This window comes from uncultured Gelidibacter sp., assembly GCF_947500795.1.
GTDB lineage: Bacteria > Bacteroidota > Bacteroidia > Flavobacteriales > Flavobacteriaceae > Gelidibacter.
This window is the reverse complement of sequence record NZ_CANMTE010000005.1, coordinates 213158-234021: the sequence shown is the minus strand read 5'-3', so window position 1 is coordinate 234021 and position 20864 is coordinate 213158. Positions and strand designations below refer to the sequence as shown.

Here is a 20864-nt window from a genome sequence, read left to right as displayed (position 1 = left end):
TATTTTTTTAAAATTTTACATTTAATCCGAAACTTACTGTCTTCATTAAAGAAGATCTGCTGTCTGTTGTACCAGAAACACTTTGTTCAGGATCTAAACCTTTGTGAGAACTCCAAGTTAATAAGTTATCACCTCTTAAATACACTCTTACTTTTTCAATGAACAAGTTCTTAGTTGCATTGCTTGGTAACGTATATCCTAAAGTAACAGCTCTCATTCTTAAGTAATCATTGTCAAATAAGAATCTTGTTGAAGTAGCGTTAAAGTCATTTTGAGAGTTTAACAATAATGGAATGTCAGTAACATCTCCAGGTTGTTGCCATCTTCCCGCAATATCTTTAGAAGCTTGGTATCCTGGGTTAGAGAAACCATCCATTAGACCAGCATAAGAACTGTCATAAACTTGCGCACCTAAGCTAAAGTTAAATAACATGTTGAAATCAAAGTTTCCAACTTTAAGGTCTGTGTTAAATCCACCTGTTACATCTGGTAAAGAAGAACCTTGGTAGTATCTACCAGCTTGAGAGTAGTTTTTAGTAGTTTCACGCTCACCTGTTGGATTACCGTTAGCATCTAAAACATCTTTGTACCACATACCGTAACCATCAGCAGGATCTACTCCAGCCCATTCTTGAATGTAGAAATCATATAAAGATCTACCAACTTCCCATCTCTTAGTTCCGTTGATGAAACTTTCTTGAGTTAACTCAGTAATTTCGTTTGTAGTGAATGCAAAGTTCAGACCTGCAGACCAAGACACGTTGTTACCTTTAATAATTCTACCTAATAAAGCAACTTCCACACCTTTATTACTTAAAGATCCTACGTTAGTAGTGATTGAAGAGTTACCTGTAGAAATTGGAAGTGGTTGGCTGTAAATTAAGTCAAGAGATTCTTTGTTATAGTATTCAACAGAACCTTCAATGGTATTGTTGAATAACGTGAAGTCCATACCTACGTTAAATAACGCACTTGTTTCCCAAGATAAGTTAGGATCAGTTACACCACCTAAAAGTACACCTGTGTTAGAAAGTTCATTCCAACCTGTTTGGAACAACTGTAAGTAAGGGAAGTATCCAATACCTTGGTTATTTCCAAGCTCACCGTAAGACGCTCTGAATTTTAAGAAATCTAACCAGTTAGAATTTTCTAAGAAACTTTCAGAAGAAGCAATCCAAGAACCACCTACAGAATAGAAGTTACCCCATCTTGATTCTTTAGCAAAACGAGAAGAACCATCACGACGGAAAGAACCTTCAATATAATACTTCTCTTGGAAGTTATAACCAACACGACCTAAGTAAGATGTTAATCTTTCTTCACTGATATAACCACTTACACTTTCTGGTGTTGTACTACCGTTAAGAACTTTAACACCTGGTAAAAATCCTGTTCCTTGAGCACCTAATGCATCAATTTTCATTTGGTATGTTTCAAAGATACCTGTTGCTTGAATAGTGTGATCTCCAAATGTTTTATCATAATTTAAAGCATTTGTGAAGTTCAATGTTGTTGTGATGTTTCTACTTTGAGAAACACGACCACCAACTGAAGCTGCATAACCTACATCATGAGCTGCATAGTCAAATCCATCATAAAGATAGTTTTCATAAGAAACTGTTGATTTGAATGATAAATCGTCAGTGAAATCAAGTTTAGCAAAACCGTTAGCAGTTAATGCTGTTCTTTTGTTTAACGTTTCATAGTTGTATAATGAACCAGCAGCATTCTCGTTTCCTAATAATGGACGCGTACCATTTACTGATTGACCTGTAGTAGCACCGTAATCATAGATTTTGTTTCCGAAATTATCGTATACTAAACCACCATTGTTATCACGTCTAAATAAAGGATATACTGAAGACATGCTATAGATCCATTGGATTGAACTTTGGTAGCTACTACCTGATTGCTCAGGATAGTTTTGTTGAGATGTTGAAAGTGATGAATTTAAACCTACAGTTAACCATTTGTTTACAGAAGACTCTAAATTTAAACGGGTTGTAATTCTTTCAAAATCTGATTCTTTAACTGTACCCTCTTGGTTTAAGTAGTTAGCAGACAAGAAATATCTTGTATCAGCACCACCACCAGAAAGACTCATGCTGTATTCACTACGAAGTGCAGCTTTTCTTAAGATCGCATCTTTCCAATCAGTTTCCCATAACAAGTTTGCACCAGGAACAAGGTTTCCATTAACATCAACTGGTTGCGCAACGTTACCGTAAGGGTTGTAACCCAACGTAGGGATAATGCTTGATGACGCATTTGCAGCGGCATCAGCAGCCGATTGATTTCTTACATATAAGTTAGAGTTTCTAGCAGCCTCCCAAGTATAACGCATAAAATCGTTAGTACCGATAGTTTCATGCATAGCAACTGCTGGTTCAGCAAAACCTGTTACTGCAGAAATATCTAAAGTTGGCTTAGAGTTTAAAGCTCCTTTTTTAGTTGTAATCAAGATCACACCATTTGCAGCTCTAGAACCGTAAAGTGCTGTAGAAGAAGCATCTTTCAATACGTTCATAGACTCAATTTGATCTCCACTAATAGAGTTGATGTTACCATTAAAAGGTACACCATCTAAAACAATTAGAGGCTCTGCACTAGCGTTGATAGAACCAATACCACGAATTCTGATCGTTGGATTTTCACCTGGCTGACCTCCAGAAGTAATTACGTTTACCCCTGAAACAGTACCTTGAATAGCCGAAGTAACTGTTGTTACTTGTTGCTTTTCAATAGTCTCAGCAGATAGAGACGTTACAGAACCAACAATGGATTTTGCTGTTTGCGTTCCATAAGCTACAACGATCACCTCGTCTAGAGCCGCAACATCTTCAGTTAAGGCAACATTAATTGTGTTGCTTGAACCTACAACCACTTCAGTGGTTCTTAAACTAAGGAAAGAGAATACCAAGGTTTCTCCAGCATTAACTTTAATGGAATATTTACCATCAAAATCAGTCTGCTGACCACGGGCAGTACCTTTCACAATTACACTTGCACCAGGAACAGGCAAACCATCTGCAGCAGACGTCACCGTACCTGATACCGTTTTCTCTTGGGCAAGAGAAAATTGCATCACAAACGCCATAAAAAGCGTCATAAACCATGTTAACTTTAATTTCATAAAACAATTATTTGAGTTAGTCTCGCAAACATCATAATAAAAACTATATAAACCAAGCCCAAATCTTAAAAAATAGTTAACATGAAAACCCTTATAAACACTAGGCTAAAGAGCTATTTTATTGATTATTAATGGGTTCAATTTTCACTTATTAGAAATACAATTGTTAACGTTTTAAAAAAAGAAAAACACCCAAATTACAGCTTTACCACTTACCTATTTTTTTAACATTTCTATTGCATTTTTATAAATTTTTAATTGCAAACATTTCACTTTAGATAGTACGTCATAAATTTTTATTTTTTAACATTGGTTTTTCTTAAGATTAATTGAAATTGAAGAATCAAGCACCAATTTTTTAAGTTCACAATCAACTTGAAAATATTGGACAATTAGTTTTAAAAATAAATCTCGAAACACAGATGATTTTCAAATTGGAATAATCAATAATGAGCTGGAACCCAATTCAAGTTCACATCTATTTTTATTTAAAACCTTAACCAAAATATCCAAGCACATAAAAAAGCGATTAAATAAACCTTACTCAGAATGGATTATTTTAAAATTCTAACTTTGCCTAAATTTTTAACAGATTTTGAAACTTCAACTTTCTTATACTTTAGATCCATTTGAATGTGGCACAGATGAAGCTGGCCGTGGTTGTCTTGCCGGACCAGTTACCGCTGCAGCCGTCATATTGCCCCAAGATTTCGAGAATTTAATTTTAAACGATTCAAAGTTGCTTTCGGAATTAAAGCGCAACAACCTAAAGCCTCTAATTGAACAAGAAGCCGTCTCATTTGCAGTTGCCCATGTTTTCCCTGAAGAAATTGATGAGATTAACATCTTAAACGCTTCTATTTTGGCGATGCACAAAGCCATCGGCAATTTAAAAACTTCACCTAAATTTATTAGTGTGGACGGGAATCGCTTCAAACCGTATGCTAACATTCCGCATCAAACCATTATTAAAGGAGATAGCAAACACATGAATATAGCTGCAGCCTCAATTCTCGCAAAAACGAACAGAGACTTATATATGTCTAAAATTCATGAAGAATTCCCAATGTACAATTGGAAACAAAACAAAGGCTACCCCACTAAGGAGCATCGCGAGGCCATCAAAAGGTATGGTATTACCAAATATCATCGGAAAACCTTTAGATTATTACCACAACAATTTCAATTAGACCTCTAACTTTTTATATTTGCAAGAAACCCTCTATGAGAACAATTTGGTTATTACTTACGTTTATTCTCGTTATTAGTTGCGACACCGATTCCAAGCAACATTCCAATCTCATAAATTTGGTTCCCAACAACAGCTCTGTAATTGTCAGAACCACCTCCATAGCCGGTTTAAAAAACGTATTTAAAAATAACAGCTTGCTGAATCAGTTTTCAGGCAAAACAATTCAGAACTTAAATTCAAAGCTGGATTTCCTTGACCATCTCAAACCTTCAGACGAGGTTTTGATGACTTTTGGAAAACTTAAATCCGATAGTCTCCAAGTTTCAATCATCACAAAATACCACAAGGATCTTTTTAATCTCGATTCTGTTCCTAACCATTCCAGAGAAACGTTCACGTCTCAAGGAAATTCCTTGACGAAAACGACTATTGACAACACCATTATATATAGCGTTATAAAAGACAGCATATTCTTTGCTTCCAATGACAGGTCACTCACAGAATCTGCATTTCAGAAAAAAGAGTCCGATCCTGAACTAAATCGACTGTACCAAACTATAGGAACAGGAACTTCCGTATCAATAATCGTTAACACAAAAAACAAAGCTTTTAAACCGCATCTATTTATAGATAAAGAGCTCAACACCGTCCAACTCACCAATTACATGCTTTTGGATGCTGATTTAACTCAAGATCAACTAAAATTTGACGGCATCACCACTGCAAAAGATTCGCTAAAAAGCTTAATCAATGTTTTTAAAAATACAACGCCTCAAGAAAATCAATTACCAAATATCGCACCGTCAGATGTTGATGGGTTTTTAAGTTTTACATTCAACAATTATAAGATTTTTAATGAAAATCTCTCCGCATTTAGAACTCCAGACTCCGTATTGGACACGTCCATCTTTGAAAGTGTTCTGGAAGTTGGAACCTTCGATAAAAATGAACATCAAGCGGTATTTTTAAATAGTATTGATGCGCCAAACATGAGCAATTTTTTGGGTATTCAAAATACCATTGAAACCTATAGAGACATTACCATTTACGGCTATGACCAGCCAGCATTATTCTCGAAGGTTTTTGGCCCATTTATCAATTATAAAAACGCCACAAATTATATTAGAATTGACGACTATTTTGTGTTTTCAGACCACATTGACTTACTGAAAGACGTAGTGAGTAGTTTTCAAAATAGTACTACGCTTTCAACCTCGGCGACTTTTGAAGACATGATGGAGCAACTAAGTGACGAATCTTCACTCTTTGCTTACACTAATGCCGATCAATTAAAATCGATTATCAATTCAAATTTTGATCTTGAAACTGCCGTAAATCCGGATGGTTTTAATGCCTCCGCTATTCAGTTTGTATATGATACTGATTTTGCGCACGTGCACGCCATCAGCCAGAAAAACAAGAAAAAATTGACTTCTACAGCCGTTTACGAAGATATGAGCGTGACTTTAGATGCCGATTTATTGACAAATCCGCAGTTTGTAAATAATCACACCAACAACCAAATGGAAGTGGTGGTACAGGATGTCAACAACAACTTGTATCTCATTTCTAAGGACGGAAAAGTGCAGTGGAAAAAGCAATTACAAGGAAAAATATTAGGCCGCATAGAACAGCTGGATATTTTTAAAAACGGCCGACTCCAATTGGCATTTGCGACTCCTAATGAAGTATATGTTTTAGATCGTGAGGGCAAAAACGTTAGCGGATTCCCATTAAAATTTAAGGATCAAATTACCCAACCGCTTTCTGTTTTCGATTATGAAAACAATCGCGACTACCGCTTAATGGTCACGCAAGGAAAATCAGTATTGATGTATGATAAAAGAGGGAAAACGGTTTCAGGATTCACCTATAAAAAAGCCGAAAGCACCATTAATACGCAACCGCAACACTTCCGCATTGGCAGAAAAGATTACATTGTATTTGTTCAGGGCAAGGAGCTTGAAATCTTGAGCCGCGTAGGTAAAACACGCGTGAAAATTAAAAATAATATCGACTTTAGCGATAGTGGCATCTTCCTTTACAACAACCGATTTACAACTACCACGGCTAAAGGTGACCTCATTCAAATTGATGAAAACGGCAAACTCTCCAGCGTGAATTTAAGCTTGGGTGAAAAGCACGCCATCACCTCCACGAGTAAAACCTTGGTAACGCTTTCTGAAAACATTTTACATATAAAATCGAATAAAGTAGAACTGGATTTTGGTGAATACACACCTCCAAAAATATTTTATGTTAACGATAAAATCTATGTTTCAGTTACAGATTTACAGGCCAAAAAAGTGCATCTTTTTGATAGTTTAGGGAAACCAATTGACAACTTCCCAGTTTATGGAAATTCCACTATTGACCTTGATAATATTGATAAGGATAAACGCCCAGAATTTGTGACCATTGGCGACAAAAACAGCATCATCATTTATCAGATAAATTAACCGTTAGTTGCCAATCACACGCAATTAACAACCAACCATACTATTTGTTCTCATTAATCAGCTGGTTTTCACTATGTTAAACCTTGCTATTAATTAATAAATTACTGAGAATGAGAACAGTTATGAATTTTAAAAACCTATTGGGCACAGTTCTAATAGGTTTTTTTTTAGTGCCTAGCGCTAATGCACAAATATTAAAGCGGTTGCAAAAAAGTGCCGAACGCACCGTGGAGCGCAAATTAGAACAAAAAACAGAAAAAGAAACTGGGAAAGTGATGGACTCCATTCTTGAACCGAAAGACCGATCGTCTACCAAAAAATCTCCGACTGATACACCAAAAACTTCAAATGACACTTCGGAAAACACTTCTGCAGAATCTCGTAAGAAAAATGTGTCCGACGATTTAGAAGTGTACAGTAAATTTGATTTCGTTCCTGGTGACAAAATTTTATTTTATGATGATTTTTCTCAAGATTTCGTTGGAGATTTTCCTTCAAAATGGAATACGAATGGTACCGGGGAAGTTGTAAAAATAAACAATGTGGAAGGCAATTGGTTTGAATTAAAATCAGGACACAACGTCTTCTATGTACCTGATTTAAAAAACTTACCTGAAGATTACACCATAGAGTTTGACATTGTAACCCAAGGTCTAGATAAGGAAACGAGCTCTAGCGCCTATTTGCAACTATTTTTGAGTGATACCGACAAACTTGTAACAAGCACCGCTAATTATATTCAAAGCTCTTTTTCCTTATGCCAGTACAATTCCTATGGTATCCATTCTACCAATTACTTCAATGGAAAAAGTGGCGACATCACTAGCAATGCTACTGCGGATATTAGAAAAGATTTACTGAACCAACCCCACATAGCCATTGCAGTTACAAAGAATAGATACCGTGTTTGGGTGAATGAAAATAAACACTTGGACATTCCTCGAATGATCGAAGAACTCAACGTTTTAAATCACTTAAAATTAAGTGTTTTAGGCACAAAAGAGGGCAAAGAACGCATTTTCATTAGCAACCTTAGAGTAGCTGAAGGCGGTGAGGACTTAAGAAGAAAACTCATCTCTGAAGGAAGAATATCAACAAATGGTATCCTGTTCAATTCTGGTTCATCCAAAATAAAACCACAGTCGCTCGGAATTATATTGCAAATTTCCCAAGTCTTACGACAGGACGAAAACATGAAACTCAATATTGTGGGACACACAGATTCTGATGGCAGTAGTGATGCCAATTTAAAGCTATCCAAAGAACGCGCCCAAGCCGTTAAAGACGCCCTGGTAAATCTCTATAACATTCCTGAAAGCCGACTTCAATCAGACGGAAAAGGTGCAAGCAACCCAGTTGCAGACAATACCACGCCCGACGGGAAAGCGCAAAACAGACGTGTTGAATTTATTACCCTCTAACCGCACAATAAGCATCGTCAGACACTATAAACGCCAAGGAATTTTCTTTGGCGTTTTTTTGTTGATTTCAATCAATTTTATGTAGTATTGTACACCTCAAAAAAGTAAATATTTAACGATGATCAAACGCACCAAAGCCTCGCTTTCAAAAGCCATTCTTCATAAAGTTGGTAACAAATTTAATAGCACTAAAAATGCATTTTCTGAACAGGAGCTTGACTTTGATGAAATCAGTTACGATTTGATGTTGCCGTATTTACTGCGACCTTTTGGAAGTTTAGTTGAGAGTTATCGATTCAATCACCATTCCAACATCAGCCTTAACGAAATTAACAGCTATGCATCCCAATTATTTGCTGATGAAAGCAATTTCGTAGAAGTTTCAAAGCACATCGTTACCCATCTATTTGAGCAGAGCAATTCCGCACAAATTAAAACAGGAGATGTTTTAGTGTGTCTTTTTAACGACATTCAGTATGAGGATTTATTTGTGAATGCCGTGGGGATTTTCAAAATTGAAACACGTGCTGAATTTTTCCAAACCTATTTGGAAAACAACAGTTATGACATTATCACCCAAAAAGGGATTCCAACCAAAAAAGTGGATAAAGGCTGTTTAATTTTAAACACTTCTGACACGGAAGGGAACATTGTTTTGAGCGTTGACAATAATTCTTATGACACCCAATATTGGATTAAGCATTTCTTGAATGTCAAATATCCGGACGATCATAATCAGCATACTAAAAATTATATAGAGCTCTGCAGAGATTTTTCTGAAGATATTTTAAAACCTACCTACGGACTTCAGGAACGAAGCACATTTTTAGCGAAAACCATTGATTTTTTCAAGGAAAACGAAGTCATAAACGTTGAAAATTTCAAAGATGACGTTTTTGAAGATGACACTTACAAGGAGCTTTTTGACGATTATAAAAAAGGCTTTGAAACGGATCATTCCTTAGTCATACGAAATCAATTTGACGTCTCCGAAAGTGTCTTAAAGAAGCAAAAACAGAAGATAAAAACTGAAATCAAACTCGATACCAATATCCAAATCAAGTTAGATGTTGATGCGCCAGACGCTTCCGCAGAATATTTGGAACGCGGATATGATGATGTTAAAAAAATGCACTACTACAAGGTGTTTTTTAATGAAGAAGGATAGAAGGGGATTGAAAGGATTGAAGATTGGGGATTGAAGATTGCAGATTTTTGATTGTTGATTTTGGAGTTACGATTGACGATTGACGATTGTAAAATTTTTGGAAATTTAGAATTAGTCTACCAATTTCTTTACTGAGCAACTATCTGCCGAAGGTTGAGGATTGAAGATTGTTGATTGTTGATTTTGGAGTTACGAGTTACGATTGACGATTGTGAAATTTTTGGAAATTTAGAATAAGATGACCAATTTCTTTACTGATTAATTATCTGCCGAAGACTGAAGACTGAAGATTGATGATTTTTGATTGCTGATTGGTGATTTTCGAGTTACGAGTTACGGGTTACGATTGTGAAATTATCGAAATTTCGAGTAAGGTGACCAATTTTTTTACAGATTAATTATTTACTGAGAACTGCCCACTGTCTACTGCCTACCGCCTACTGAAGACTGCCAACTGAAAACTGCCAACTGCCTTCTAAAATCTGAAAACCACCTAAAAAGCATCCCCTTTAATCTCCTCTATCTCAGCATGCCGATTGGCAAATTTGTGAATCTGAATCATTTTATTGAGATAAAACGCTTCAAGAAGTGTCCAAATTCCTGTAATAAACAAAGGGATTATAAATGCAAGTATGATAGCGTATTCACTCCAATTCCCTAAGCTACTCATCAAATAGATGAGATAAAGAGACATCCCTAAATAAATGATTCCAAACGCAATATCCAGCACCCAAAATAAGGGTTCCACTGTTGGTATGGCTGATTGCTGTTTGAGTAACTTATAAAAACTTTTCGTTTTAAAATGGAAGATAAAACTGCAAACACCAAAAGCGGTCATCCCAATAGGAATCCACATGGTATATTCAAAAGTTAGTTTTTCGAAAAGTAAAACATAGGAAATCAATCCACCAGGAAAAAGTGCTAAGGGCACAACAACAAACAATAACATTATTTTTTGGATGTGCCCCATAGTTTAAAAAGTAACTTTTTCTTGATGTGGCACCGCTTCGAAGAGCTTTAAAAAGTGCTTTAAGAGTTTGGCTTTAATTTCAGCCTCGTCTACCTTATCAACACCCAATTCGACATTTAATGTCGTTACGGCTTTCCCACGAATACCACACGGGATGATATTGTCAAAATAGCCTAAATCAGCGTTGACGTTAAGTGCAAATCCGTGCATGGTTACCCAGCGACTTGCTCTAACTCCCAACGCACAAATTTTTCGCGCAAAAGGTGTTCCTACATCCAGCCACACACCTGTTTCTCCAGGGCTGCGTTCCGTTTTGAGTCCGTACTCCGCAAGGGTCAAGATGACCATCTCCTCTAAAAAACGCATGTATTTATGAATGTCCGTAAAAAAGTTCTCCAAATCGAGAATTGGATAACCCACAACCTGTCCCGGTCCGTGGTAGGTGATATCGCCGCCACGATTTATTTTATAGAAGGTTGCTCCCTTTTGGGTGAGTTGCTCTTCACTTAATAAAAGATTAGAAAAATCGCCACTTTTTCCTAAGGTATACACATGGGGATGCTCTACAAACAACAAATAATTCGGCGTTTCCAAAGCAGCCTCTTCTCTCCTATTTTTGATTTTAGTAGCCAAAATAGATTGGAACAATTCCTCTTGATATTCCCAAGTTTCTTTGTAATCCTTGTGGCCCAAATCTTGAATGTCAATTGTTTTATTCATAGGATACAAAATTAAACTATTTTGGATGGATGATGGGTTAAGTTAGGATGAAAAAAATCTAGACTTAAAGTTGAAGTCGTATGAAGTTTGAAGAAGGGTGAGTTATTCCACAAAGTCACACAAAGAAGCACAAAGTTCCACAGAGCGCCACTCTTCAAAATTTTATTCTACTAAAAACCGTCAACTGAAGACTGCCTACTGAAAACCGTCAACTAAAGACTGCCTACTGAAGACTGAAAACTGAAAACTGCCAACTGAAGCTGAATCACTACCGTTTCGGATTATTTAATATTACCAATGCTGCAATTACGCCAGGAACCCATCCGCAGAGCCATAGTAAAAACACAATAATAATGGACCCGCAACCTCGGTCAAGCACGGCCAATGGTGGACAAAAAATAGAAAGCAATACTCTCCAAATACTCATAATTTTAATGATTTTGATGATTGATGTACCAATAAGACGCAAAATTATCCAAATTGTTACTTTTAGAAGGCAATCTATCCCTTAAAGTAGGCTGTTAATTTTTGTAAATAGTGTAATTTTGCAATTCAAAAATTTTACAGCATGCAACTTTCAGAACAAGAACTTATCCGTAGAGAGAAATTAGACAAATTACGTGAGTTGGGTATCAATCCATATCCAGCCAATTTATATCCTGTAGACCATACTTCCAAACAGGTAAAGGAAAAGTTTGAAGAAGGCAAGAAGGTTGTTATTGCTGGCCGATTGATGTCAATGAGAGTCCAAGGAAAAGCTAGTTTTGCTCAAATACAGGATTCTGAAGGCAAGATTCAAGCGTATTTCAACAGAGATGAAATCTGTACAGGAGACGATAAAACCAAATACAACGAAGTGTTCAAAAAACTGTTGGATTTTGGTGATTTTGTTGGCCTCGAGGGCGAACTGTTCAGCACTCAAGTGGGCGAAAAAACAGTAAAAGTTAAAGATTTTACACTTTTAAGTAAATCTCTAAAACCGTTACCATTACCAAAAGAAAAAGACGGCGTTATTTATGACGCGTTTACAGATCCTGAGCAACGTTACAGACAACGTTACGCTGATTTGGTGGTGAACCCGAAAGTTAAAGAGGTTTTCATTAAACGTACCAAATTATACAATGCCATGCGTCAGTTTTTCAATGATGCAGGGTATTTTGAAGTTGAAACCCCTGTGTTACAACCAATCCCAGGAGGTGCAGCAGCACGCCCATTTATAACACATCATAACAGTTTGGATATTCCGTTATACATGAGAATTGCAAACGAATTGTATCTAAAACGATTAATCGTTGGTGGATTTGACGGTGTTTATGAATTTTCTAAAAACTTCAGAAATGAAGGGATGGACCGTACGCACAACCCGGAGTTCACAGCAATGGAGATCTACGTGTCTTATAAAGATTACAATTGGATGATGGAATTCTGTGAGCAGTTATTGGAGCATTGCGCCGTAGCTGTTAATGGCACCACTGAGGCTACTTTTGGAGAGCACAACATCAACTTTAAAGCGCCTTATGCACGCGTTACCATGACCGATTCTATCAAACACTTTACAGGTTTTGATATTACAGGGAAAACGGAAGACGAAATTAGACAGGCAGCTAAAGACATGGGTATTGCAGTAGACGATACGATGGGTAAAGGGAAATTAATTGACGAGATTTTTGGTGAAAAATGTGAAGGCAATTACATCCAACCAACTTTCATCACAGATTACCCTAAAGAAATGAGTCCGCTGTGTAAAGAACACCGCGACAATCCTGAGTTGACGGAACGTTTTGAATTAATGGTATGTGGTAAGGAAATTGCGAACGCCTATTCAGAATTAAACGATCCTATTGACCAACGTGAACGTTTTGAGCACCAAAAAGAATTGGCTCAAAAAGGTGATGATGAGGCAACAGGAGTGATCGATTATGATTTCTTACGCGCTTTAGAATATGGGATGCCTCCAACATCAGGAATGGGTATCGGGATGGACCGTCTTATCATGTATCTGACCAACAATCAGTCGATACAAGAAGTTTTATTCTTCCCGCAAATGAAGCCAGAGAAGAAAGCTGTAGCCATGACGGATGAGGAAAAAGCAGTATTTGCTATCTTAAAATCTAATGCACCTATCGATTTAAATGCTTTAAAAGCACAATCTGGTTTGAGCAATAAAAAATGGGATGCCACCATAAAAGGATTGACCAAAAACAACTTGGCCAAAGTGACCAAAACAGACGATGGTTTGTTTGTTGACCTCGCATAAAAACCATGAAAACATCTAAATTAATTATAAAAGCATGTGCAGTAATTGCATATGCTTTTTTGTTAATAATGCATTTTATAGTCAAGGATCATTTCCAATTTTTACAGATTTTCTTTTACGCATTTCCGCTACCTATTTTGATATTCTTGGGATGCGTGATCACCCTTCTATTCTATAAAACAAGGACCTATTTTATTGCAGGACTTATTCTGATTTTAGGCTTAACCGCTTATTGGTTCAGCTCCTCCTATAATTTTTCAAGGCATACGGACATTCCTGAAGACGCCACAACAGTGTTGTTTTGGAATGCTGCAGATGGATGGGAACTTCCTATTGATGTGCTTGTAGAACGCATATCAATCATAAAACCCGATGTGATTGGTCTTGTGGAAACGCAATACGCTTCGGAAGATGACCTAGAACTTTTATCCTCTACCTTCCCATCTTACGAATTTCGAATCCTAGGAGGCTTTATGATGGTGGGCGTCAAAGGAAGCATAACCAAAGCTGATTACCTAATGGAAAACGCCAGCTATCATGTCAATTTCATAGAAGCACAATTGCCTAGCGGTGCTATTTCATTTGCCGTTACTGATATTTTCCAAAGTCCAACCATGGACAAGAAAAAAGCAATCGGCACCGTTTTAAAATTGGCTTCTCAAAGAAACACTGATCTTATTGTTGGCGATTTTAATGCGCCTCGAGAAAGTGTCCATTTTAAAGCTTTTGAAAGAGATTATACAAGGTTTTCTAACTACGGACAAGGTTTTACCGCCACTTGGCCCTTCGAAATCCCGCTGCTGGAGCTTGATCAAATTTTCGCAAGAAAACCGATGACTCCTATCCTACTCAAAAAATTTAATTATCCTGAATCTGATCATGCCATGCTCGTAGGATATCTTAAAAAATAGCATAATAAATTCTTCTAAAGCTTCAATTTTTTTTATTGGTAAATCGGTTATCACATCATTAAAATGAAACAAAGATTTCAGCGCTAACACCCTTGCAATTGTTAAAAATATATTAAAATATTTAGCAACACTTCAAGTACGTTAGGTATTGTGTATTTTCCCTTTTTTAATTTTCAAAACTCCTAACATCGTGAAAAAAATTACCCTAAGCGTAATGGTTATGGCTTCTTTTTTTCTAGTTACATCTTGTGCAACTACAAAAAAAGCATCTAAATCATCACCTGCCGCTACTGCTGACTCAAGTGCAGCAAAAAAACCTGGAAAAGATGACATCCAGCCCTACAACAAAGTCATTACAAAGGATGCCAAAAGTGATCCTGGATTATTTACTGTCCACAAAGTAGATGAAAACTACTTTTATGAAATTCCAGATTCATTATTTGAGCGCGAAATGCTTATGGTTACCCGAATTGCTAAAACGGCCAGTGGCCTAGGTTTTGGTGGCGGTAAACAAGACGAGCAAGTGTTGCGTTGGCAAAAAAAGGACAAAAGAGTTTTACTTCGTATGGTATCTCACAGCGTCGTTGCCAATGACACCCTTCCTGTACATGAAGCGGTTGTGAATTCTAACTTTGAACCGGTTATTTTCAGCTTCCCTATTAAAGCTATCGGCAAGGATTCTTTGTCTACAGTTATTAATGTGACGGACTTATTCAGTAAGGATGTAAAACCATTTGGATTACCAGATCGTCCAAGAAAACAATATAAAGTAACCCGTTTGGATAGCGATTTATCATACATTGAAAGTATAAGAAGTTACCCTTTAAATATTGAATCTCGCCATGTAAAAACCTATAGCGCAAGTGAGCCGCCATCAAATGCTGCAAGTGGTGCCATTTCTATAGAACTTAATAACTCTATGGTGTTGCTTCCAAAAGTTCCAATGAAACGCAGAATGTTTGATCAACGTGTTGGTTGGTTTACAAGTGCACAAATTGATTATGGTTTAGATGCTCATGAAAGTAAAAGAGTAACTTATTTAGACAGATGGCGTCTTGAAGTGAAAGATGAAGATATTGAGAAATTTAAGCGTGGCGAATTGGTAGAGCCTAAAAAACAAATTGTTTACTATATAGATAGAGCTACCCCGCAACAATGGCGTAAATACATTAAGCAAGGAATCGAAGATTGGCAAGTCGCTTTTGAAGCGGCAGGTTTTAAAAACGCCATCATCGCAAAAAATCCTCCAACGATAGAAGAAGATCCAGACTGGAGCCCTGAAGATGCCCGTTATTCTGTAGTACGCTACTTGGCTTCTCCAATCCCTAATGCCAATGGTCCTCACGTAAGTGACCCAAGAAGTGGTGAAATTTTAGAAAGTGACATCAACTGGTACCATAACGTAATGACGTTGTTACGCAACTGGTTCTTTGTTCAAACAGCAGCTATCAATCCTGATGCACAAACTGTGAAATTTAAAGATGACATCATGGGACGTTTGATCCGTTTTGTGTCTTCTCACGAAGTTGGCCATACATTAGGTTTACCTCACAACATGGCAAGTAGTTCCGCTTATAAAGTGGACGATTTACGTGATCCTGAATTCACTAAAAAATACGGAACTGCACCATCTATTATGGATTATGCACGTTTTAATTACATCGCTCAACCAGGTGATGAAGGTGTTGCATTAATGCCGAATATTGGTATTTATGACAAGTACGCCATCGAATGGGGTTACCGTCCTATTTTAGATGCTGAAACTCCAGAAGACGAAAAGAAAACTTTAGACAGCTGGATTCTTAAGCATGCTGGAGATCCAATGTATCGTTTTGGAAGACAACAAAGTGGTGGTGTCATTGACCCAAGTGCTCAAACTGAAGACTTAGGTGATGATGCTATGAAAGCAAGTTCTTACGGAATTGCTAACTTAAAACGCATTGTTCCAAACCTTATCAAATGGACTGCTGAAGAAGGCAAAGATTATAGCGATTTAGGCACGATGTACGAGCAAGTCTTAGGCCAATACAACCGTTATATGGGTCATGTAACTGCAAATATTGGTGGTGTTTATGAAGTTTATAAAACTTACGATCAAGAAGGTGCAGTCTACACGCCGGTTGTAAAAGAAAAACAAAAAGAGGCTTTACAATTCCTTCAAAAAGAATTGTTCGATACTCCTGAGTGGTTAATAGACACTGAAATTTTCAACAAAATTGAATTTGACGGTACTTTAGAGCGCATCAGAGGCATGCAAATCAACACGCTTGATAACATTCTCGATTTTGGAAGAATGCAACGTATGATTGAAAATGAAACTACTAACGGTAGAGATGCTTATGGTTTATTAAACATGATGCAAGATTTACGTAAAGGTATTTTTAGCGAATTGAACAGCGGAAAAGCTATAGATGCATACAGAAGAAATCTTCAAAGAGGATATATTGACCGTATGAACTATTTGATGACTAAAGATCAAACGCCAGTTCCTTCTCAATTTAGACGTTTTGTTTCTAGAACTAATGTTGATGTAAATCAATCTGACATCAGAGCGATTGCAAGAGCAGAACTGAAAACGTTAGAAAGCGCTATCAGAGCTGGTTTGTCAAGAACCGGAGATACGATGAGCAAAATCCATTTAAGAGATGCTTTAGAGCGTATTGATGCGATTTTAAATCCATTGCGCAAATAGTATTTAAATCTTATGTATATAAAAATGCTTCAAGAAATTCTTGAAGCATTTTTTATTTTAGATCTATTCTGAGCTGTTCTTACTTTGAAAACTTACTCCTTTTCAACATATTCAGCAATGGGAATGTTATTGATAAACACATTCTCAAGCACACCCCTTCCATTTAAAACATACACCAAAGCATAGGTGTTATTGACCACTGAATCCCGCTGTGCTTTAACATGCGCTATCTCCGCATCATAAGCTTTGGTTTCATTCATGTAAAACTCATCAAAAGGCAATGAAAAAGTTACCGTTTTATCATGGGCATTATACCAATTAACTTTTGCCTTAACGTAATTTTGATGATTAGGAGTGTCTTTTGAAATACGATGCAACTTCGCAAATCCTAAAGAATCAGTTGCCAATGAAAGGTAAATTGGAGCGCCATAAACCCACGTCGAATCAGTGGAAGCAGCCGAATTAAGTTTATAATTCAAATGAATATATTTTCCCTTAAAAGGATCGGACGGATCTACAGGTGCTGTTTTAAACCTATAAGCAGTTCCTTTGCTGATGACTTTTTCTTGATCGAAAATCATTTTGGCAGGGACCAATAGTTGGGCCAAAACCACCACAACAAACATTAAAAATACAGGTATTGTTTTCATCGTTTTAAGCATTAGTTTTTACAGCAGATTTTTTCCGTTTCAGCATCACATAATTCGTTAGAAAAAATCCAATTCCGACACTTACAAACAGAAGCCCTCTGATGACATAACTCATATCAGTATCAAAAAAACGACACACAATCAAGGCCGTAATGATGAGCAATCCGTAATTAAGGATTCCAAAATGGAATTTGTCTGCACCTGTTTTTATGGTGATTAATCCGAGCGTCAGTACGAGCATATTAATAAGAATGGTTGCAGCCAACGCAAAAGTCATCCCGCTAAAAAACAATAGTGTAAATAGAATAAATACATAGTGAAAAGGGTTTATCCATTGTAGCAATTGACGTGAATTAAGATACATCAGCACTGCCAACGCAATACCGAATAGAATCAGCGTCATAAAAAATTCTCGCGACGAAAACAATTCTGTAGTCCATTCAAAATCCCAAACGCCATTAAAACTCATTATTAAAAGCATCACCACAGTACCGACAGAGCCTAACACCAAATATCCATTCCGTCTTAATTTTTGGGCGTCAAAAATGGGAAGTTTCCCAATATTATAAAAAAGACCAAAAAGAATGACATACATCAAGTATCCCAATTCGCCATGACGCTCTAAAAAAGCGCCTAAAGTGATGACCACACTCAAGGGCAGCAGCCAATTAAAAATGGAAACCATATTAGATTCCGGTCTATCTTTTAACATCATTAAATAATGTGGCATCACAAATGCAAACAGCACAAGAAACCACCATGGCGCTTCAGTTGGCGGATTGAATCCATAACCCATACTACACGCATAAAACGTTGAAAAAACAATATGGAGTATAGCCACCGCATTCGATTTTAGCAAATAAATTAATGGCATACAGAGGACAATCCATGTTAGAACATACACACTTAAATCTCCAGGAATATTATAAATCTGACTCACCAGCGCGATACTTGAACCTACCGCAAAAAAGAGAAATGTGCCCGTAGCTTCGTTCCAAGTGGTACCTTTCCTTTTCAAAATAGTATAGCCTGCCAATATCTGTCCAATTACTAAAGGCAAAAATGCGAGAACAGTTTTCAGAGTTCGTGAAAAATCATCCCAATTATGAGCCAATATTAAGATAATCCCCAGGCCAACCAATAACGACCCCAAAACCCCAAAAACAGTAAATAGCTTATTTGGCGAATCTGACTCTTGTGAATTGTAATAAGCTCTAATTCTGGAAGCAGTTTCTTCTGAAATAACCTGATTCTTGACCAATACTGGCAATTCATCAATAAATTTTGATTTCATGTATTCTTGTTTACCTGTTAAATGTAACTATTAATTCTTTTAAAGCGCATTACATGGCTTAATAAACAAAGACCAAGTCAGACATATCAAACGCTATAACTGGCCTCTAAAACACGTTTAATCAAACTCTAACACAGCGCTCAGTTAAACCTTTCCCGAAATTATCAGTCCAAGCAGTATAATCTTAATAGAAGACATTATGAAAAAATTAGTTATGATATTAGTGGCTTTTGCGACGTTACAAGTTTCCGCACAAGAGCATAAAAGAAACATGAGTAAAGAGCATGCTGAATCTAAAATGCACTATACTCCTGAAGAATCAGCTCAGCTTAAGGCCAAACAAATGACTTTAAAACTTGACTTGAATGATAAACAACAGAAAGAAGTTTCAGCTATCTTTTTAGAAGAAGCGAAATTCAGAGCGAATAAAAAAGCTGCCATGTCTAAGGATAAAGCAGAACAATCGATGTCTAAAGAAGAGCTCTTAAAAATGAAAAATGAGCGTTTGGACCGTCAGATTGCGATGAAGAAGAAAATGAAAACGGTTTTATCTGCAGAGCAGTACGAAAAATGGGAGAAAATGAGTCAAAAACGAACTCGTAACAGATCTCATATGAAAGATCACGACAAGAAGAAACAGTAATTTTAAGTTGGTTAGAATTATTAAAAAAGGGATTTAAAATAATTTTAAATCCCTTTTTGCTATTATAAATCTTTACAAACAGTATCGACTGCTTTAATAGTCGCATCGAGGTCTTCGTAAGATAGTGCATCACTAATAAACCAAGTTTCGAAGGCACTTGGCGCAATATAAACACCTTCCTTAAGCATCCCGTGGAAAAAGCGTTTAAAGCGTTCATTATTTGCTTTTGCTGCCGTTGCAAAATCTACCACTTCGTGAGATTCAAAATGGATGGAAATCATAGAGCCCGTTCTATTAATGGTATGTTCTATGTTATTCGCCTCAAGTGCTTTCGCAATCCCTTTGTGTAAATACTCAGTTTTTTCAGCCAAACGTGTAAATACAGCGACGTCTTTATCCAAATGTTGCAACATCGCCAATCCTGCCGCCATAGCTAATGGATTCCCGCTTAACGTTCCTGCCTGGTATACTGGACCATTTGGCGCTAAATAATCCATAATTTCATTACGCGCAGCAAATGCACCTACTGGCAATCCGCCACCAATGACTTTCCCGAAGCACACAATATCAGCATCTACATTAAACAACTCTTGTGCACCACCTGGAGCTAGCCTAAAACCGGTCATCACCTCATCAAAAATCAACAGCACATTGTGTTCATCACATACCGCTCTCAATTTCTTTAAAAAGTCGTTTTTTGGAGGAATACATCCCATATTTCCGGCAACTGGCTCAATAATGATACAGGCTATTTCGCCTTTATTCGCTTCCAACAATTGCTTTACGTTATCTATATCATTGTAGGTTGCCAAGAGCGTATCTTTTGCAGTACCTTGAGTAACCCCTGGACTATTAGGCGTTCCAAAAGTGACGGCACCAGAACCAGCAGCGATTAAAAACGAATCACTATGCCCATGGTAACAGCCTGCAAACTTGATGATTTTATCTCTTTTAGTATAACCACGCGCTAATCTGACAGCACTCATACAAGCTTCTGTACCAGAATTAACGAATCGTATTTTGTCAATATTAGGAACCATAGACGTTGCCAATTGGGCAATTTCTGTTTCTATAGCGGTTGGCATTCCAAAAGAGGTGCCTTGTTTCGCTTTTTCGATAACCGCATTCACTACGGGTTCAAAAGCGTGACCGAGGATCATTGGACCCCAAGAATTTATATAATCGATGTATCGATTACCATCTTCATCATGCACATAGGCACCTTTGGCTGATTTCGCGAAAATAGGCGTACCACCAACGGCTCCAAATGCTCTTACGGGCGAATTAACGCCACCTGGAATAACTTTTTCTGCTTCCTTGAATAAACTACTACTGCGTTGATATAACATTGAAC

The 20864-nt window shown here is 37.1% G+C and carries 15 protein-coding genes; 8 read left to right on the top strand and 7 right to left on the bottom strand.

The features are described 5' to 3' along the window. Positions 1-7 precede the first annotated feature (7 nt). On the bottom strand, positions 8-3133 hold the full coding sequence (locus tag Q0947_RS12970) for a TonB-dependent receptor (protein WP_299398300.1): 3126 nt from the start codon (positions 3131-3133) through the stop codon (positions 8-10). Positions 3134-3725: 592 nt separating this feature from the next. Between Q0947_RS12970 and Q0947_RS12965 the strand changes: the two genes are divergently transcribed. The 4 genes from Q0947_RS12965 to Q0947_RS12950 all read left to right on the top strand — a co-directional run bounded on the left by Q0947_RS12965 (position 3726) and on the right by Q0947_RS12950 (position 9373). After that, positions 3726-4331, top strand: coding sequence for a ribonuclease HII (locus tag Q0947_RS12965; protein WP_299398359.1), 606 nt, complete (start codon positions 3726-3728; stop codon positions 4329-4331). 26 nt (positions 4332-4357) lie between these two features. After that, positions 4358-6784 carry a ribonuclease HII gene (locus Q0947_RS12960; RefSeq protein ID WP_299398297.1) on the top strand — a complete coding sequence of 809 codons (2427 nt, stop codon included), beginning with the start codon at positions 4358-4360 and terminating at the stop codon, positions 6782-6784. Between the two features lie 110 nt (positions 6785-6894). Beyond that, the gene (locus tag Q0947_RS12955) at positions 6895-8205 is read left to right on the top strand and encodes an OmpA family protein (RefSeq protein WP_299398295.1); all 1311 of its coding nucleotides are present in this window, start codon (positions 6895-6897) and stop codon (positions 8203-8205) included. A 118-nt stretch (positions 8206-8323) separates the two neighbouring features. Beyond that, on the top strand, positions 8324-9373 hold the full coding sequence (locus Q0947_RS12950; RefSeq protein ID WP_299398291.1) for a nucleoid-associated protein: 1050 nt from the start codon (positions 8324-8326) through the stop codon (positions 9371-9373). A 493-nt stretch (positions 9374-9866) separates the two neighbouring features. On the opposite strand, the gene Q0947_RS12945 is transcribed toward Q0947_RS12950, so the two are convergent. The 3 genes from Q0947_RS12945 to Q0947_RS12935 all read right to left on the bottom strand — a co-directional run bounded on the left by Q0947_RS12945 (position 9867) and on the right by Q0947_RS12935 (position 11490). Then, on the bottom strand, positions 9867-10343 hold the full coding sequence (locus Q0947_RS12945; protein ID WP_299398285.1) for a hypothetical protein: 477 nt from the start codon (positions 10341-10343) through the stop codon (positions 9867-9869). A 3-nt stretch (positions 10344-10346) separates the two neighbouring features. Further along, positions 10347-11063 carry a lipoyl(octanoyl) transferase LipB gene (gene lipB, locus Q0947_RS12940; RefSeq protein ID WP_299398282.1) on the bottom strand — a complete coding sequence of 239 codons (717 nt, stop codon included), beginning with the start codon at positions 11061-11063 and terminating at the stop codon, positions 10347-10349. 268 nt (positions 11064-11331) lie between these two features. Further along, complete coding sequence (locus tag Q0947_RS12935; RefSeq protein ID WP_299398277.1) at positions 11332-11490, bottom strand: YqaE/Pmp3 family membrane protein; 159 nt, start codon at positions 11488-11490, stop codon at positions 11332-11334. Positions 11491-11631: 141 nt separating this feature from the next. Here Q0947_RS12935 and lysS point away from each other — a divergent pair, with 141 nt between their 5' ends. The 3 genes from lysS to Q0947_RS12920 all read left to right on the top strand — a co-directional run bounded on the left by lysS (position 11632) and on the right by Q0947_RS12920 (position 16923). Further along, positions 11632-13320: a lysine--tRNA ligase gene (gene lysS, locus Q0947_RS12930; protein WP_299398274.1), complete on the top strand. Its 1689-nt coding sequence runs from the start codon at positions 11632-11634 to the stop codon at positions 13318-13320. Between the two features lie 5 nt (positions 13321-13325). Beyond that, positions 13326-14231, top strand: coding sequence for an endonuclease/exonuclease/phosphatase family protein (locus Q0947_RS12925; RefSeq protein ID WP_299398271.1), 906 nt, complete (start codon positions 13326-13328; stop codon positions 14229-14231). Between the two features lie 220 nt (positions 14232-14451). Further along, entirely contained in the window at positions 14452-16923 is a 2472-nt protein-coding gene (locus Q0947_RS12920; RefSeq protein WP_299398267.1) for a zinc-dependent metalloprotease, read from the top strand. A 92-nt stretch (positions 16924-17015) separates the two neighbouring features. Here Q0947_RS12920 and Q0947_RS12915 read toward each other — a convergent pair whose 3' ends face one another. Together Q0947_RS12915 and Q0947_RS12910 are read right to left on the bottom strand one after the other, a co-directional pair. After that, positions 17016-17573 (bottom strand): GDYXXLXY domain-containing protein, encoded by a 558-nt coding sequence (locus Q0947_RS12915; protein ID WP_299398264.1) that lies wholly within the window; start codon positions 17571-17573, stop codon positions 17016-17018. A 4-nt stretch (positions 17574-17577) separates the two neighbouring features. Beyond that, positions 17578-18867, bottom strand: a complete 1290-nt coding sequence (locus tag Q0947_RS12910) for a DUF2157 domain-containing protein (protein ID WP_299398262.1) — start codon at positions 18865-18867, stop codon at positions 17578-17580. Between the two features lie 199 nt (positions 18868-19066). Here Q0947_RS12910 and Q0947_RS12905 point away from each other — a divergent pair, with 199 nt between their 5' ends. Then, positions 19067-19510, top strand: coding sequence for a hypothetical protein (locus Q0947_RS12905; protein WP_299398259.1), 444 nt, complete (start codon positions 19067-19069; stop codon positions 19508-19510). 62 nt (positions 19511-19572) lie between these two features. Here Q0947_RS12905 and hemL read toward each other — a convergent pair whose 3' ends face one another. Beyond that, positions 19573-20859, bottom strand: a complete 1287-nt coding sequence (gene hemL / locus Q0947_RS12900; RefSeq protein ID WP_299398256.1) for a glutamate-1-semialdehyde 2,1-aminomutase — start codon at positions 20857-20859, stop codon at positions 19573-19575. Positions 20860-20864: the final 5 nt, after the last annotated feature.

Excerpts from the sequence above, each read along its gene's own strand:
- Q0947_RS12935 (WP_299398277.1), bottom strand. The coding sequence starts at position 11,490 with ATGAGTATTTGGAGAGTATTGCTTTCTATTTTTTGTCCACCATTGGCC.
- Q0947_RS12960 (WP_299398297.1), top strand. The coding sequence starts at position 4,358 with ATGAGAACAATTTGGTTATTACTTACGTTTATTCTCGTTATTAGTTGC.
- Q0947_RS12915 (WP_299398264.1), bottom strand. The coding sequence starts at position 17,573 with ATGAAAACAATACCTGTATTTTTAATGTTTGTTGTGGTGGTTTTGGCC.
- Q0947_RS12970 (WP_299398300.1), bottom strand. The coding sequence starts at position 3,133 with ATGAAATTAAAGTTAACATGGTTTATGACGCTTTTTATGGCGTTTGTG.
- Q0947_RS12925 (WP_299398271.1), top strand. The coding sequence starts at position 13,326 with ATGAAAACATCTAAATTAATTATAAAAGCATGTGCAGTAATTGCATAT.
- Q0947_RS12910 (WP_299398262.1), bottom strand. The coding sequence starts at position 18,867 with ATGAAATCAAAATTTATTGATGAATTGCCAGTATTGGTCAAGAATCAG.
- Q0947_RS12945 (WP_299398285.1), bottom strand. The coding sequence starts at position 10,343 with ATGGGGCACATCCAAAAAATAATGTTATTGTTTGTTGTTGTGCCCTTA.
- lipB (WP_299398282.1), bottom strand. The coding sequence starts at position 11,063 with ATGAATAAAACAATTGACATTCAAGATTTGGGCCACAAGGATTACAAA.
- Q0947_RS12920 (WP_299398267.1), top strand. The coding sequence starts at position 14,452 with ATGGCTTCTTTTTTTCTAGTTACATCTTGTGCAACTACAAAAAAAGCA.
- hemL (WP_299398256.1), bottom strand. The coding sequence starts at position 20,859 with ATGTTATATCAACGCAGTAGTAGTTTATTCAAGGAAGCAGAAAAAGTT.
- Q0947_RS12905 (WP_299398259.1), top strand. The coding sequence starts at position 19,067 with ATGAAAAAATTAGTTATGATATTAGTGGCTTTTGCGACGTTACAAGTT.
- lysS (WP_299398274.1), top strand. The coding sequence starts at position 11,632 with ATGCAACTTTCAGAACAAGAACTTATCCGTAGAGAGAAATTAGACAAA.
- Q0947_RS12950 (WP_299398291.1), top strand. The coding sequence starts at position 8,324 with ATGATCAAACGCACCAAAGCCTCGCTTTCAAAAGCCATTCTTCATAAA.
- Q0947_RS12955 (WP_299398295.1), top strand. The coding sequence starts at position 6,895 with ATGAGAACAGTTATGAATTTTAAAAACCTATTGGGCACAGTTCTAATA.